At 65.4% G+C, this 13072-nt stretch carries 14 protein-coding genes and 2 pseudogenes; 6 read left to right on the forward strand and 10 right to left on the reverse strand.

The window, feature by feature from the left end; translation table 11 throughout:
• Nucleotides 1–156 precede the first annotated feature (156 nt).
• The 6 genes and pseudogenes from QMX96_RS03500 to QMX96_RS03525 form a co-directional block, all read right to left on the reverse strand.
• Nucleotides 157–852 carry an HAD-IA family hydrolase gene (locus QMX96_RS03500; RefSeq protein ID WP_043863355.1) on the reverse strand — a complete coding sequence of 232 codons (696 nt, stop codon included), beginning with the start codon at nucleotides 850–852 and terminating at the stop codon, nucleotides 157–159.
• The gene (gene xerC, locus QMX96_RS03505) at nucleotides 849–1748 is read right to left on the reverse strand and encodes a tyrosine recombinase XerC (protein WP_078480655.1); all 900 of its coding nucleotides are present in this window, start codon (nucleotides 1746–1748) and stop codon (nucleotides 849–851) included. The genes QMX96_RS03500 and xerC overlap by 4 nt, the downstream gene beginning before the upstream one ends.
• Nucleotides 1748–2485 carry a DUF484 family protein gene (locus QMX96_RS03510; RefSeq protein ID WP_282361189.1) on the reverse strand — a complete coding sequence of 246 codons (738 nt, stop codon included), beginning with the start codon at nucleotides 2483–2485 and terminating at the stop codon, nucleotides 1748–1750. The genes xerC and QMX96_RS03510 overlap by 1 nt, the downstream gene beginning before the upstream one ends.
• A gap of 13 nt (nucleotides 2486–2498) precedes the next feature.
• The gene (gene dapF, locus QMX96_RS03515; RefSeq protein WP_058541735.1) at nucleotides 2499–3329 is read right to left on the reverse strand and encodes a diaminopimelate epimerase; all 831 of its coding nucleotides are present in this window, start codon (nucleotides 3327–3329) and stop codon (nucleotides 2499–2501) included.
• 4 nt (nucleotides 3330–3333) lie between these two features.
• Entirely contained in the window at nucleotides 3334–4581 is a 1248-nt protein-coding gene (lysA, locus tag QMX96_RS03520; RefSeq protein WP_210014705.1) for a diaminopimelate decarboxylase, read from the reverse strand.
• A 16-nt stretch (nucleotides 4582–4597) separates the two neighbouring features.
• Nucleotides 4598–4729: pseudogene (locus QMX96_RS03525) on the reverse strand (lipoprotein); the annotation flags it as partial.
• Nucleotides 4730–4924: 195 nt separating this feature from the next.
• Between QMX96_RS03525 and cyaY the strand changes: the two are divergent.
• The 3 genes from cyaY to rnk all read left to right on the forward strand — a co-directional run bounded on the left by cyaY (nucleotide 4925) and on the right by rnk (nucleotide 6047).
• Nucleotides 4925–5257: an iron donor protein CyaY gene (gene cyaY, locus QMX96_RS03530; RefSeq protein WP_043863361.1), complete on the forward strand. Its 333-nt coding sequence runs from the start codon at nucleotides 4925–4927 to the stop codon at nucleotides 5255–5257.
• 1 nt (nucleotide 5258) lies between these two features.
• The gene (locus QMX96_RS03535; protein ID WP_054915485.1) at nucleotides 5259–5474 is read left to right on the forward strand and encodes a DUF1289 domain-containing protein; all 216 of its coding nucleotides are present in this window, start codon (nucleotides 5259–5261) and stop codon (nucleotides 5472–5474) included.
• Nucleotides 5475–5627: 153 nt separating this feature from the next.
• Complete coding sequence (rnk, locus tag QMX96_RS03540) at nucleotides 5628–6047, forward strand: nucleoside diphosphate kinase regulator (protein WP_043863363.1); 420 nt, start codon at nucleotides 5628–5630, stop codon at nucleotides 6045–6047.
• Here rnk and QMX96_RS03545 read toward each other — a convergent pair whose 3' ends face one another.
• From QMX96_RS03545 to QMX96_RS03555, 3 genes are all read right to left on the reverse strand, one after another.
• Entirely contained in the window at nucleotides 6048–8897 is a 2850-nt protein-coding gene (locus QMX96_RS03545; RefSeq protein ID WP_282361190.1) for a class I adenylate cyclase, read from the reverse strand.
• Between the two features lie 197 nt (nucleotides 8898–9094).
• On the reverse strand, nucleotides 9095–9343 hold the full coding sequence (locus tag QMX96_RS03550) for a TIGR02647 family protein (protein WP_043863365.1): 249 nt from the start codon (nucleotides 9341–9343) through the stop codon (nucleotides 9095–9097).
• An 88-nt stretch (nucleotides 9344–9431) separates the two neighbouring features.
• Nucleotides 9432–9716, reverse strand: a complete 285-nt coding sequence (locus QMX96_RS03555) for a hypothetical protein (protein ID WP_043863366.1) — start codon at nucleotides 9714–9716, stop codon at nucleotides 9432–9434.
• Nucleotides 9717–9861: 145 nt separating this feature from the next.
• On the opposite strand from QMX96_RS03555, the gene QMX96_RS03560 reads away from it, so the two are divergent.
• A complete protein-coding gene (locus QMX96_RS03560) occupies nucleotides 9862–10524 on the forward strand; it encodes a glutathione S-transferase (RefSeq protein WP_282361191.1) in 663 nt (220 codons plus the stop codon).
• Nucleotides 10525–10566: 42 nt separating this feature from the next.
• Here QMX96_RS03560 and argH read toward each other — a convergent pair whose 3' ends face one another.
• Nucleotides 10567–11961, reverse strand: a complete 1395-nt coding sequence (gene argH / locus QMX96_RS03565; RefSeq protein WP_043863368.1) for an argininosuccinate lyase — start codon at nucleotides 11959–11961, stop codon at nucleotides 10567–10569.
• Nucleotides 11962–12179: 218 nt separating this feature from the next.
• On the opposite strand from argH, the pseudogene QMX96_RS03570 reads away from it, so the two are divergent.
• Nucleotides 12180–12287, forward strand: a pseudogene (locus QMX96_RS03570) (sensor histidine kinase); the annotation flags it as partial.
• A complete protein-coding gene (locus QMX96_RS03575) occupies nucleotides 12284–13030 on the forward strand; it encodes a LytTR family DNA-binding domain-containing protein (protein WP_043863369.1) in 747 nt (248 codons plus the stop codon). The pseudogene QMX96_RS03570 and the gene QMX96_RS03575, both read left to right, overlap by 4 nt.
• The last annotated feature ends 42 nt before the right edge of the window (nucleotides 13031–13072 follow it).

Consider the following 13072-nt stretch of genomic DNA (forward strand, 5'->3'; position numbering starts at 1 on the left):
TGCCGTCGAACAGAAGAGCCCGCCGTCGCTGCGGGCTTTTTTGTGGGTGGCGTTACGGGTTGCCGCTGCTGGCGCTATGGTGGGGCAGGCCCGCTCCTACAACGATCACCGCAACCCTTGTGGGAGCGGGCTTGACCCGCGATGGGGCCAGCGGGGCTAACGCCAACTGAGCAACAGCTCAGGCAACTGCGACAGGCGCTGGATCTCGGCATCCGGCTGCCCCTCGGCCGTCCACGCCTTGCCCTGCGGGTTGAACCATATCGCGCGCAGGCCGGCCTGCTGGGCCCCGGCGATGTCGTCGCCCGGGTGGTCGCCGATATGCACGGCATTGCCGGCCTCGGCCTGGCCCTGGCGCAATGCTTCGAGAAACGGTTGCGGGTCGGGCTTGCCGATGCCCAGGTCCTCGGCGCACAGGGCGAACCTGAAATAGTCGGCCAGCCCCAGGCGCCTCACGTCGGCATTGCCATTGGTGACCACGCCCAGGGTGTAGCGATGGCGCAGCACCTCCAGCACTGGCTGCACCTCGGGGAAGATATCCACCTGGTGGCGCGCATGCAGGAACACTTCAAAGCCCTCGTTGGCCAGGGCGTGGGCCCTGGCTTCGCTGTAGCCGACGTCGCTCATGGCATGGAACAGCACCTTGCGCCGCAAGGCGCTGATGCGATGCCGCAGGCCCGGCTCGGCCTGCACCAGGCGCTCGCGAATGGCATACAGGTGCTCCACCGGCACCGCGCCCAGGTCGGGTGCATTCGCCGCCAGCCAGTCGCGCAGCACGGCCTCGGCACTGACAATGACCGGGGCGGTGTCCCACAGGGTGTCGTCCAGGTCGAAGGTGATCAGCTGAATGCTCATGAGTCACTGTCCTTGCTGCGTTTGGCCCTTGGGTGGGCGCTGTCATAGACGCTCGCCAGGTGCTGGAAGTCCAGGTGAGTGTAGATCTGCGTGGTGGCGATGTCGGCATGCCCGAGCATTTCCTGTACCGCACGCAGGTCCTGGGACGATTCGAGCAGGTGGCTGGCGAAGGAGTGGCGCAGCATGTGCGGGTGCAGGTTCTGCCCCAGCTCACGGCTGCCCGCCGCCTGGACCCGCAGCTGGATCGCCCGCGGGCCCAGGCGCCGGCCTTGCTGGCTGACGAACACCGCGTTGTCCTGCGGGGCGCTGATGCCGCGCAGCGCCAGCCACTTTTCCAATGCCTCTCGGGCTTTGCGGCCTACCGGCAGCACGCGGGTCTTGCTGCCCTTGCCATGCACCTGCACCAGGCCGGCTGGCAGGTCGAGCTGATCGAGATCGAGGCTGGTCAGCTCCGACAGGCGCAGGCCCGAGGAGTAGAACAGCTCGAGCATGGCCTGGTCGCGGCGGGCGAGAAAGTCGTCGTCCACCGCGCCTTCGAGCAATTGCAGCGCGCGGTCGGTATCGAGGGTCTTGGGCAGCCGGCGCTCGCCCTTGGGCGCGGCCAGGCCGTTGGCCGGGTCGTGGTCGCACAGGCCTTCGCGGTTCAGGTAGCGGTACAGGCCGCGCACCGCCGAAAGCATGCGCGCCAGGCTGCGCGACGACTGCCCGGCATGGTGCTGGCGCGCCACGAACTGGCGCAGGTGCTGGATCTGCAGGGCGCTCCAGCTGGCGATGCCGGTTTTCTCGCAGTAGGCCAGCACGTTGGCCAGGTCACGCCGGTAGGCCAGCTGGGTATGCTCCGACACCTGGCGCTCGTTGCGCAGGTGCGCGATGAACGCGTCCAGCTGGCGCTCCATCAGCGTACCGGGCGCAGGGTCTGGATAAAGCGCGGTAGCACGCGGCCGAGCACTTCGGCGATGTAGCTCAGGAACAGGGTGCCGACGCTGCTCTTGTAGTGCTGCGGGTCGTGGCTGGCGATGGCGAGCACGCCATGCAGGCCCTGATAGTCGAGCGCGGCGACGGCACTGGAGCCGACTTCGGGACGCTGGGCCTCGCCGAACAGGAAGTCCAGCTCGTGGTCGCGCAGGGTGCCGCTGACCGTCTTGCCCGCGCACAGCAGGCCGCCGATGGCCTGTTGCGCTTCGGTCGGGTTGACCCAGCGGCCCACGGGGGCCACGGTATCGCCGAACAGGATCAGGCTCACGAACGGCACCTTGAACTCCTGGCGCAGGCTGTCCTCGACGGCCATCACCACGGCCTCGAGGCTATCGGCGTCGAGCAGGTCGAGGATCAACCGGCGGGTCTTCTCGAACAGCCGGTCGTTGTCGCGGGCCACGTCCATCAGGTGCGAGAGGCGGTGGCGCATCTCGATGTTGCGGTCGCGCAGCAGCTTGAGCTGGCGCTCCACCAGCGACACGCTGTCGCCGCGCTGGTGAGGGACCTGCAACTCCAGCAGCAAGTCGTCATGCTCGGCGAAGAACGCCGGGTTGGCGCGCAGGTAAGCCACCACGTCCTGGGCCCCGACGCTGGGCGTCGAGCCCTGGGCGTCGGAGGCTTCGGGCTCTGCGGTGGGCGTGTGGGGCTGGTCGGTCATGGCTGGTACTCACTCATAGGCGAACCTGTCCTTCATACACGCGTACGGCAGGGCCTGTCATCACTACAGGCCGGCCCGGGCCGCCCCATTCGATGGACAGGCGCCCTCCGGGCAGGTCGATCAGCAGCGGCGAATCCATCCAGCCCTGGCTGATGGCAGCCACCGCCGCGGCGCAGGCACCGGTGCCGCAGGCCTGGGTTTCCCCGGCGCCGCGCTCCCACACGCGCAACTGGGCGCGGTGGCGGTCGATGACCTGGAGGAAGCCGACGTTGACCCGCTGCGGGAAGCGCGGGTGGTTCTCGATCTGCGGGCCGAGGTCGTGCACCGGGGCGCTATTGATGTCGTCGACGCGCAGCACCGCATGGGGGTTGCCCATCGACACGGCAGCCAGGTTGACCGTGCGACCGGCCACTTCCAGCGGGTAGCTCAGGGCCTGGGCGGGGGCGTCGAAGGGGATCTCGGACGGCACCAGGCGCGGTGGGCCCATGTCGACGCTGATCTGCCCGTCGCCGCGCACATCGAGTTCGATGATGCCGCTCTTGGTCTCGACGCGGATGCGCTTTTTCGCCGTCAGGCGCTTGTCCAGCACGAAGCGCGCGAAGCAGCGCGCACCGTTGCCGCATTGCTCGACCTCGGACCCGTCGGCGTTGAAGATCCGGTAGCGAAAGTCCACGTCCGGATTGCTCGGCGCCTCGACGATTAGCAGTTGGTCGAAACCGATGCCGGTGTGCCGGTCACCCCATTGCTTGGCGTGCTTGGGCAGGATGTGCGCGTGCTGGCTGACCAGGTCGAGGACCATGAAGTCGTTGCCCAGGCCGTGCATCTTGGTAAAACGCAGCAGCATGGGGTCACTCCGGCAGCAGGCTTTCGCCGGCAAACAGCTCGGCCACGGTTTCGCGACGGCGCACTTCGAAGGCCTGATCGGCATCCACCAGTACTTCGGCGCAGCGACCACGGGTGTTGTAGTTCGAACTCATGACGAAACCGTAGGCACCGGCCGAATGCACGGCCAGCAGGTCGCCCTCGGCCAGGTTCAGCGCACGGTCCTTGGCCAGGAAGTCGCCGGTCTCGCAGATCGGGCCGACCACGTCATAGCTGCGCGGCTCGCCATCACGCGGCTGCACGGCGGTCACGTCCATCCAGGCCTGGTACAGCGCCGGGCGGATCAGGTCGTTCATCGCCGCGTCGACGATGGCGAAGTCCTTGTGCTCGGTGTGCTTGAGGTACTCGACGCGGGTCAGCAGCACGCCGGCATTGGCCACGATGTAGCGGCCCGGTTCGAATACCAGCGCCAGGTCGCGGTCGCCCACGCGCTCGCGGATGGCCTTGATGTAGTCGCCGGCCAGTGGCGGCTCTTCGTCGCGATAGCGCACGCCCACGCCGCCGCCCAGGTCCAGGTGGCGCAGGTAGATGCCGCACTCGCCGAGGCGGTCGATCAGCGCCAGCAGGCGGTCGAGGGCATCGAGGAAGGGCTCCAGCGTCGTCAGCTGCGAACCGATGTGGCAGTCGACGCCGACGATTTCCAGGTTCGGCAGCTGCGCGGCGCGCACGTAGACTTCTTCGGCATCGGCAATGGCGATACCGAACTTGTTCTCTTTGAGGCCGGTGGAAATGTACGGGTGGGTGCCGGCATCGACATCCGGGTTGACCCGCAGCGAGATCGGCGCGCGTACGCCCATTTCGGCGGCAACCACCTGCAGGCGCTCCAGCTCGTCGGTGGACTCGACGTTGAAGCAGTGCACGCCCACTTCGAGGGCGCGGCGCATGTCGTCGCGGGTCTTGCCCACGCCGGAGAACACCACACGGTCGGCGCGCCCGCCGGCGGCCAGCACACGCTCCAGTTCACCGCCCGAGACGATGTCGAAGCCTGCGCCCAGTCGTGCCAGCACGTTCAGCACGCCGAGGTTGGAGTTGGCTTTTACGGCGAAGCACACCAGGTGCGAAACACCCTGCAATGCATCGGAGTAGCTACGGTACTGGGCTTCGATATGCGCCCGCGAGTACACGTAGGTAGGCGTGCCGAAGCGTTCGGCAATCGCCGACAGCGCCACGCCTTCCGCGAACAGCTCGCCGTCGCGGTAGTTGAAAGCGTCCATGGGGATCCCTTAATCAGTGCTGGTGCGATTGCGACTTTTTGCCGTCTTTACCGTCTTCAGGCAGGTACAGTGGGCCTTTCTGACCGCAAGCGGAGACGAGGCAGGCAATCGCGACTAGCGCCGCGAGGGAGGAAATCAGGCGCTTCATGGCGAAATCCTTTGAATTTAAGCAGTATTGCGCCCGAGTATACCGAGCGCCCGGCGCCTTGCCTATGTAGCCGCTGCGCCGTCGGACAGGCGCCCGTGCAGGGTGTCGGCTGCGGGCGTTAACCTTTGCATTCGTGGCGCGGCGCTCGTATCTTGCCCGGCTTGCGTGTGTGCAGACATTTTCGAGGTTCTTGCAATGAGTTTGAGCGAAGCGCGTTTTCACGACCTGGTCGACGCGACCCAACAGGCCCTGGAAGACCTGTTCGATGAAACCGACCTGGACCTGGACATGGAGAACTCGGCGGGCGTTCTGACCATCAAGTTCGACAACGGCAGCCAGTTGATCTTCAGCCGCCAGGAGCCGCTGCGCCAGCTGTGGCTGGCCGACAAGTCGGGTGGTTTCCATTTCGACTATGACGAAGCCAGCGGCAAATGGACCTGTGAGAAGACCGAGGAACTGCTCGGCGAGATGCTCGAGCGCATCGTCTGGGAGCGGGTCGGCGAAAAGCTCGACTTCGACGAGATCTGAGATGAGCACTGCTGCCAAACCGGCCAAGCCGCTGTACAGCAATGTCAGCCCGGCGGTGCCGTCGCCCTGCATCAGCCTCTGCCGGCTGGACGAGGCCAAGGTGTGCCTGGGCTGCTTTCGCCATGTCGAGGACATTCGCCAGTGGCGCAGCGCCGACGACCAGCGCCGCCGCGAGATCTGCGCCCAGGCACAGGCACGACGCCAGGCGGCCGGCTAGGCTGCGACGGCGAGCCTCTTGTGTATTTATTGTGCTGTGGTAGTGTCGAGGTTGATCGGCCTGGCCGAAAAACATGCAAACCCCGCCCTTGGGCGGGGTTTTGCTTTATAACGCCCAGCACTTTTACCCATGAACAAGGAGTCTGACTGGATCATGAGCACCAAGCCTTCCCTTATCCTCACCCGATTGGACGTACAGCGTCTCGAGCGTCTGATCGATGGCCTCGATGAAAAGACGCAGGACTCGCCGGGTGTGCTCGCCCTGCAGGACGAGCTGGACCGCGCCGAGCAGGTAGTGAGCCACGAGGAGGTTCCGGCCGGTGTCGTGACCATGAACTCGCGCGTGCATTGCCGCGATGAAGTCAGCGGCAAGGACTACCACCTGACCCTGGTGTACCCGAAGGACGCCGGCGCCGAAGGCACGGTCTCGATCCTGGCGCCGATGGGCAGCGCATTGCTCGGCCTGTCGGTGGGCGAGCAGATCGACTGGCCGGTGCCCGGCGGCAAGACCCTCAAGCTCAAGCTGCTCGAAGTCGAGTACCAGCCCGAAGCCGCAGGCGACTTCGACCTCTGATCAGGCCGCTTCCAGCGCCTGGTTGAGCACCCGCTCCAGTTCCTGCTTGTAGCGCAGGTACAGGATGCTCGAGCCCTGGCCTTCGGCAAGCAGGTCGGACAGGTCCAGGTCGGTGATGTAGCAGCGGTAGCGCTGGGCGTCACGGCGCTGGCCGACGATCTCGCGGGCGACCACCGCATACAGCTGGTCGCCATACTCGAGCTCCGAAAACTCCTTCTGGTTGCAGTACAACGTCACCTGCAGGGCGTCTTCGACGCCTGCCTGGATGATCGCCTGCACTTCGTAGGCGGTGCTGCCCAGCGTGGTGGGCGGTGCCTGGCGCGGCTCCAGCTGGCGTGCCCGGCCGATACCGGGGGGCGACAGCTGATAGTAGAGGATGTCCAGCGCGCCCTGTGCCGGCAGCTCTTCCAGCGGCAGCCGTGCGTTGTGCCGGAACACCACCGATTGCAGAAAGCGCTGCAGCGGCAGCAACAGGCTGCTGTCGTCGTGGTAGGGCAGGCGTTGCTGCCACAGCGCATTGAATTCATCCAGCACGTAGACGTCGGCCCAGTTCTCCTGCACCCGGTAGAACACCTGCAGGCACTGCGGCTGGCCCTGGGGCAGCACCAGCGCAAGGTCGTGGTCTTCCAGCACGTTGGCGTCCAGGTGCAGCGGGGTGTACTCGGCACGTTCCTCGCCCAGGTACGCCAACAGTGCATCCTGACTGTCCAGGCTGACCAGGTTGACCGCCCCGTGGTGCAATTCCAGTACATGGGTGTGTTGCTGCACCTGTATCAGGTAGCGATGCCCCAGGCCTTCGGCAAGCAGCGCCTGAGCGGTGGCGAACACCTCTTCGACCCGCTGGGCGATGGCCTGGGCGCGGTTGTGGCAGAAGCAGCGCACGTTCAGCGTAGGCAGGTGGCCCTTGCTGCCCAGGCTGTTGAGGTAGTCGCGCAGGTTGCGCATCAGGGCGTGCTCGCCGTCATACCGCTGCACCAGCACTTCGTTCCAGCTGTTGAGGGTCACCTGGTCCAGGGTCAGCACCAGGTTCTCGCGCACCCCGGCGTAGCTCAGCGAGTCGGTGCGCTCGGTGGTCATCAGGATGTTGAGGTCGCGGTGATGCTGCAGCGGGTCGATGCCGACGTTGACCAGCAGCAGGATCTCGTCCGCCACGCTCGGTTGCAGCAGGCGCGCCTCGCTGACTTCCTTGAACGGCAGGGCCACGCTCTGCTGCAGGCTGCCCAGCAGGTTGAACAGCTCGTACTCGCTCAGGTCGCTGCTGCCGGGGTTGAGCGCCAGGCGCGTGGTGCTGTCGATCACCCCGTTGCGGTGCGCCCAGGCCAGCAGTTCGAGCAATTCGCGGCAGCGCTTGAACGGCACGAACTGCTCCCACTCATGGGCGTTCAGGTTGCCGCTGTACAGGCTCCAGTGGGTTTGCCCAGGCTCCTGGCGATTGGGTGCCTGGACCAGGGTCAGGGTGTCTTCGGCCAGGTCCGGGGCGATGCCCGGGTTGATGAACTCGACCTTGCCGGCGCGCCGCTCGAAGGCGGCGTAGAGGCGTCGGCCCAGCACGTTGAGGTCGCGCTGGTCGAGGCGCGTGGCAGCTTGAGGGTTGCGTGCGAACTGGCCGAGAAAACGGTAGCTGTGGTTGAGTTCGGCCACCAGGATGCGCCGTTCGGCTTCCACCTGGCGCACCTTCCACTGGCTGCGGCTGTCCAGCAGCATCAGCTGGCGCTCGTCCCAGCCCCACTCGCGGGTCAGGCGCTCGAGCAGGTCGCGCTGCCAGCCGCCGCTGCGCTGGCGCGCCAGCAGGCTGATCTTCTTGTTCACCTTCAGGTACAGGCTGCGTCGTACCAGTTCCAGGCGCTGGGCCTCGCCGCGGTGCAGCAGGTACTGCTCGATACGCCGGTACACCATCATGTACGGGTCCAGCTCGTCGAGGTCGAGGCGGTTGGCGAACACTGCCTGCTTGAACTGCAGGCTCAGGCACTGCACGTGCGGATGTTCGCTGGCATACACCTCGGTCAGCAGCAGCTTGAGCAGCGACTTGTAGGGTGACTCGATGCCCTTGAACAGCTGCCACAACCCGGCGCCCACGAACTCGCCGGGCGGGATGTGGGCCAGGTGGCCGAGGTCCAGGTTCTCGTCGGCGCGGATGAAGCGCTTGGACAGCAGGGTCTGGGTGTAATGCGCGTAGCTGCCTTCCTCGTAGACTGGCACCAGCCACCACAGCGGCGTGCGCCCGGCCAGCCACAGCGCGGTGCGGTAGAACTCGTCCAGCAGCAGGTAGTGCTGGGTGGTGCCGCAGTCGTCGGAACTCAGTGCGGTATTGCGCTCGCCGGTGACGAAGCGCTCCGGCTCGATCAGGAACAGGTGCAGTTCGGCGCCCTGGGACGCGGCCCAGACCTCCAGCAACACGCACTTTCTGCGCAGCTCGCTCAGCTCGGCCTCGCTGAGCCCGGGGGCGTGGCACAGCCACACGTCCATGTCGCTTTCATCGGCCTGGGCCAGGGTGCCCAGGCTGCCCATCAGGTACAGCCCCAGCAGCGGGCGCGGTGGCTGGCCGTGGCGCTTGCGGTAGGTGAACGAGCGGGTGAGGCGTTGGGCCTCGGCCAGCGCCTCGTCGTCGGGCTCGTAGCACGAGATGCCCGCCGGAGTGGTGCCCGATACGTAGCCGGGCAGCAGCGGGTGATTGACGTGGAAGAACAGCGCCAGCAGGTTGAGCACCTGCTGCTGGCGGCTCGACAACCCTTCCATGGCGCGTGCCAGTCGACCCTGGTTGATGGCCAGGAAGCGCTTGCGCAACTGGCTGAGCACCTTGCGATCGATGCCTTCGTCGAGGTCGGGTCGAATTTCGTGGGGGTGGTTCATTGCAGGGCTCTAACTGGCCATCACGGGAGCAATGGCGAGTTTAGCCGCTACAGGGCGAGGGGCTGAAATCTATTTGATTTCTGGCGCCATTTTGTCAGCGCCTGACGTATTGACCGGGTGTGGCCTTCGCCGGCAAGGCCGGCTCCTGTATCGATCTGCAGGAGCCGGCCTTGCCGGCGAAGGCTTCAGCGAAGCTCTCAAGCCGGCTCGGCGACCGTGTTCAGGATGATCAGCAACTGCTGTACGTTCTGCGCCGCATCGCGGCCCAGCGGGGTCAGGTAGCCGCCGTCTTCCTGGGTGATCAGTTCCTTGGAGAACAGGCGCTTGGCGGCGGCAATCGCCTGGGGTGCTGCGGTGGCATGGACTTTCAGTCCTTCCTGCGTGCTGTCCAGGTTGAACAGCGCGAGTATTTCCAGTTCGGCAATCAGCTCGGGGGTAAACGACATAGATACTCCGGACTTTCCTGAAGTGGAGGGCAGCACCCTTGCAGGGGTACATGAAGTTGCAGTGTAGCCACGCCAGCCGGTAATTGCTTCAGTCCTTTTCGGGTGGCAACTCAGGCAGCGCACGCAGGGCGGTTTCGTACCACTGCGTATCGAACGCTCGGTCGTCCTCGAGCATGGCGTCGATCTCGCAGGCCAGCACGTGGGCCATCAGGTTGAGGATGTCCTCGCGCTCGTAGCCCACCAGCGTCAGCTTGTTGAACGTGGCCTTGGCCGCTGGCGGGTTGTCGTTCTCGATCTGGTTCTCGATGGCCTGGATCAGGGTCGATTCGGCGAACGCTTCTTCGTCATTGTCGATATCGGTGGGCTCGCTCATGGGCGCTCTCCTCGGAATGGGCATCCAGTTTGCCACGCAGTGCACGCCAATGCCTGGCTATCGAGCAACTGCATGATGCTGGTCAGTGCCTGCGGTAGCGTCTATAAAGGCCAGGCCAACCCCTTTCGGCCTGGAGGCATGTTTCATGCTCAAGCTTCACGAATTTGCAGTCAGCAACTACTACAACATGGTCAAACTGGCGCTGCTGGAAAAGGGCGTGCACTTCGAAGAGGTGCTGTTTTTCGGCGGCCCCGGCCCCGCATCACTGAAGATCAGCCCCTGCGGCAAGGTGCCGGTGCTGGAGACCGAGCACGGCTTTCTCAGTGAGACCAACCTGATCCTTGACTATATCGAGCAGACCCAGCCCGGCAAGGCGCTGCTGCCCGAGGGCGTGTTCGCCCAGGCCAAGGTGCGCGAACTGGCCAAGGAGATCGAGCTGTACATCGAGCTGCCGGCCCGAGCCTGCTACCCCGAGGCGTTCTTCGGTGCCCAGGTGGACCCGGCCATCAAGCAAAAGGCCAAGGCCGAGCTGCTGGCGGGTCTTGCCGCCCTCAAGCGCAACGGTGCCTTCGCTCCCTATGTGGCGGGCGAGCAGATGACCCTGGCGGACATCCTGTTCTGCTACAGCGTCGACCTGGCGTATGCGGTGGGCAAGAAGGTGTTCGACATGGATGTGCTGGCGGACTTCCCGCAGGCCAAGGCCCTGCTCGAACACTTCAAGCAGAACCCCAACGTGCAGAGAAACGCCGCAGACAAGGAAGCCCAGATGCCGGCCTTCCTCGAGATGGTGCGTACCGGCAAGCGCTGACTTCAGCGCAGCCAGGCCCGCCAGACGGGCCTGGCGAATGCCTCAGCGGCTGGCCAGCAGCGCCTGGCCGCGGGCCACGGCTGCACGTACCTGGGCCGGTGCGGTGCCGCCGATGTGGTTGCGCGCGTTCACCGAGCCTTCCAGGGTCAGCACGGCAAACACGTCCTGCTCGATCTGGTCGCTGAACTGGCGCAGTTCGTCCAGGCTCATCTCGGCCAGGTCCTTGCCGGTGTCCACGCCGTACTTCACCGCGTGGCCGACGATCTCGTGGCAATCACGGAACGGCAGGCCGCGGCGTACCAGGTAATCAGCCAGGTCGGTGGCGGTGGAGAACCCGCGCAGCGCGGCTTCGCGCATGATCGCGTGCTTTGGCTTGATCGCCGGGATCATGTCGGCAAATGCCCGCAGCGAATCGCGCAGGGTATCGGCGGCATCGAACAGCGGTTCCTTGTCTTCCTGGTTGTCCTTGTTGTAGGCCAGCGGCTGGCCCTTCATCAGGGTCAGCAGGCCGGTCAGGGCGCCGAACACGCGGCCGGTCTTGCCGCGTACCAGCTCGGGGACGTCGGGGTTCTTTTTCTGCGGCATGATCGAGCTGCCGGTGCAGAAGCGGTCCGGCAGGTCGATGAACTGGAACTGCGCGCTGGTCCACAGCACCAGCTCTTCGGAAAAGCGCGACAGGTGCATCATCGCGATGCTGGCCGCCGCGCAGAATTCGATGGCGAAGTCACGGTCGGACACGCCGTCCAGCGAGTTGCCGCCCACCGCTTCGAAGCCCAGCAGCGAGCAGGTCAGTTCACGGTCGATCGGGTAGGTGGTACCGGCCAGTGCGGCGCTGCCCAACGGCATGCGGTTGGTGCGCTTGCGGCAGTCCACCAGGCGCTCGTAGTCGCGGCTGAGCATTTCGAACCAGGCCAGCAGATGATGCCCGAAGGTCACCGGCTGGGCGGTCTGCAGGTGGGTGAAGCCCGGCATGATGGTGTCGGCTTCGCGCTCGGCCTGCTCCAGCAGGCCTTTTTGCAGGCGGGTGATCTCGGCCAGGATCAGGTCGATCTCGTCGCGCAGCCACAGGCGGATGTCGGTGGCCACCTGGTCGTTGCGGCTGCGCCCGGTGTGCAGCTTCTTGCCGGTGATGCCGATGCGGTCGGTCAGGCGTGCCTCGATGTTCATGTGCACGTCTTCGAGGTCGATGCGCCAGTCGAAGTTGCCGGCCTCGATTTCGCCCTGGATGGTGGTCAGGCCGTCGATGATGCTGTCGCGCTCGGCATCGGTGAGCACGCCGACCTTGGCCAGCATGGTGGCGTGGGCGATCGAACCCATGATGTCGTGGCGGTACAGGCGCTGGTCGAAGGTGACGGAGGCGGTGAAGCGGGCGACGAAGGCGTCGACCGGCTCGCTGAAACGGCCGCCCCAGGACTGGTTGGTCTTGTCGGTGCTCATGGATTCACTCGTGTAAGGCGTGAACGGAAAAAGTGGCGCAGATGATAGCAGGGTTGCCGGGGCTCACGGGGCTCGGCGGTCGGCGCAACTGCGGGTTTGTGTCGCAGCCGGGGGCCACGACAGGGGCGATGCAAAAGGATATTTATCGATTGAACGGCAGCGTGCCTGCAACCGTCTACAGTTGGACAGAGGATTGGCAGGTTTCGCCCTCCCAGTGAATCTTTAGCCCTCGTGCGAGTCTGAGCGTGGATCGCCGTGACGGTCGTCACTTCACCTGTCTACGCTATCCTTGTGCGAGACTCACGCAGGAATCCAGCGCTATATGAATGTCCTGATCGTTGATGACGAACCCCAAGCCCGGGAACGCCTGAGCCGAATGCTCGGCGAGCTGGAGGGCTATACCGTGCTGGAGCCCAGCGCCACCAATGGCGAAGAGGCCCTGGCATTGATCGACAGCCTCAAGCCCGAGGTGGTCCTGCTCGACATCCGCATGCCCGGCATGGACGGGCTGCAGGTGGCGGCCCGGTTGTGCGAGCGCGAAGCGCCACCGGCCGTGGTGTTCTGTACGGGGGATGACGAATTCACCGTGCAGGCGTTCAAGGACAGCACCCTGGGCCATCTGCTCAAGCCGGTTCAGGCCGATGCCCTGCGCGACGCGCTGCGCAAGGCCGAGCGCCCGAACCGCGTGCAGCTGGCGGCGCTGACCCGCCCCGGCGCCGAAAGCGGCAACGGGCCGCGCAGCCACATCAGCGCCAGGACCCGCAAGGGCATCGAGCTGATTCCCATCGACCAGGTGATCTACTTCATCGCCGATCACAAGTACGTGACCTTGCGTCATGAGGGCGGCGAGGTGCTGTTGGACGAACCGCTCAAGGCTCTGGAAGACGAGTTCGGCGAGCGCTTCGTGCGTATCCACCGCAACGCGCTGGTGGCCCGCGACCGTATCGAACGCCTGCAGCGCACGCCGCTGGGGCATTTCCAGCTTTTTCTCAAGGGCCTCAATGGCGATGCCCTGATTGTCAGCCGCCGCCATGTGGCCGGCGTACGCAAGATGATGCAGCAGCTTTAGGGCGGGGCGGGAGCACTGCTTGACCAGGGACGGTCGACCCCT

The organism is Pseudomonas sp. PS01300, from assembly GCF_029960155.1.
Classification (GTDB): domain Bacteria; phylum Pseudomonadota; class Gammaproteobacteria; order Pseudomonadales; family Pseudomonadaceae; genus Aquipseudomonas; species Aquipseudomonas palmensis.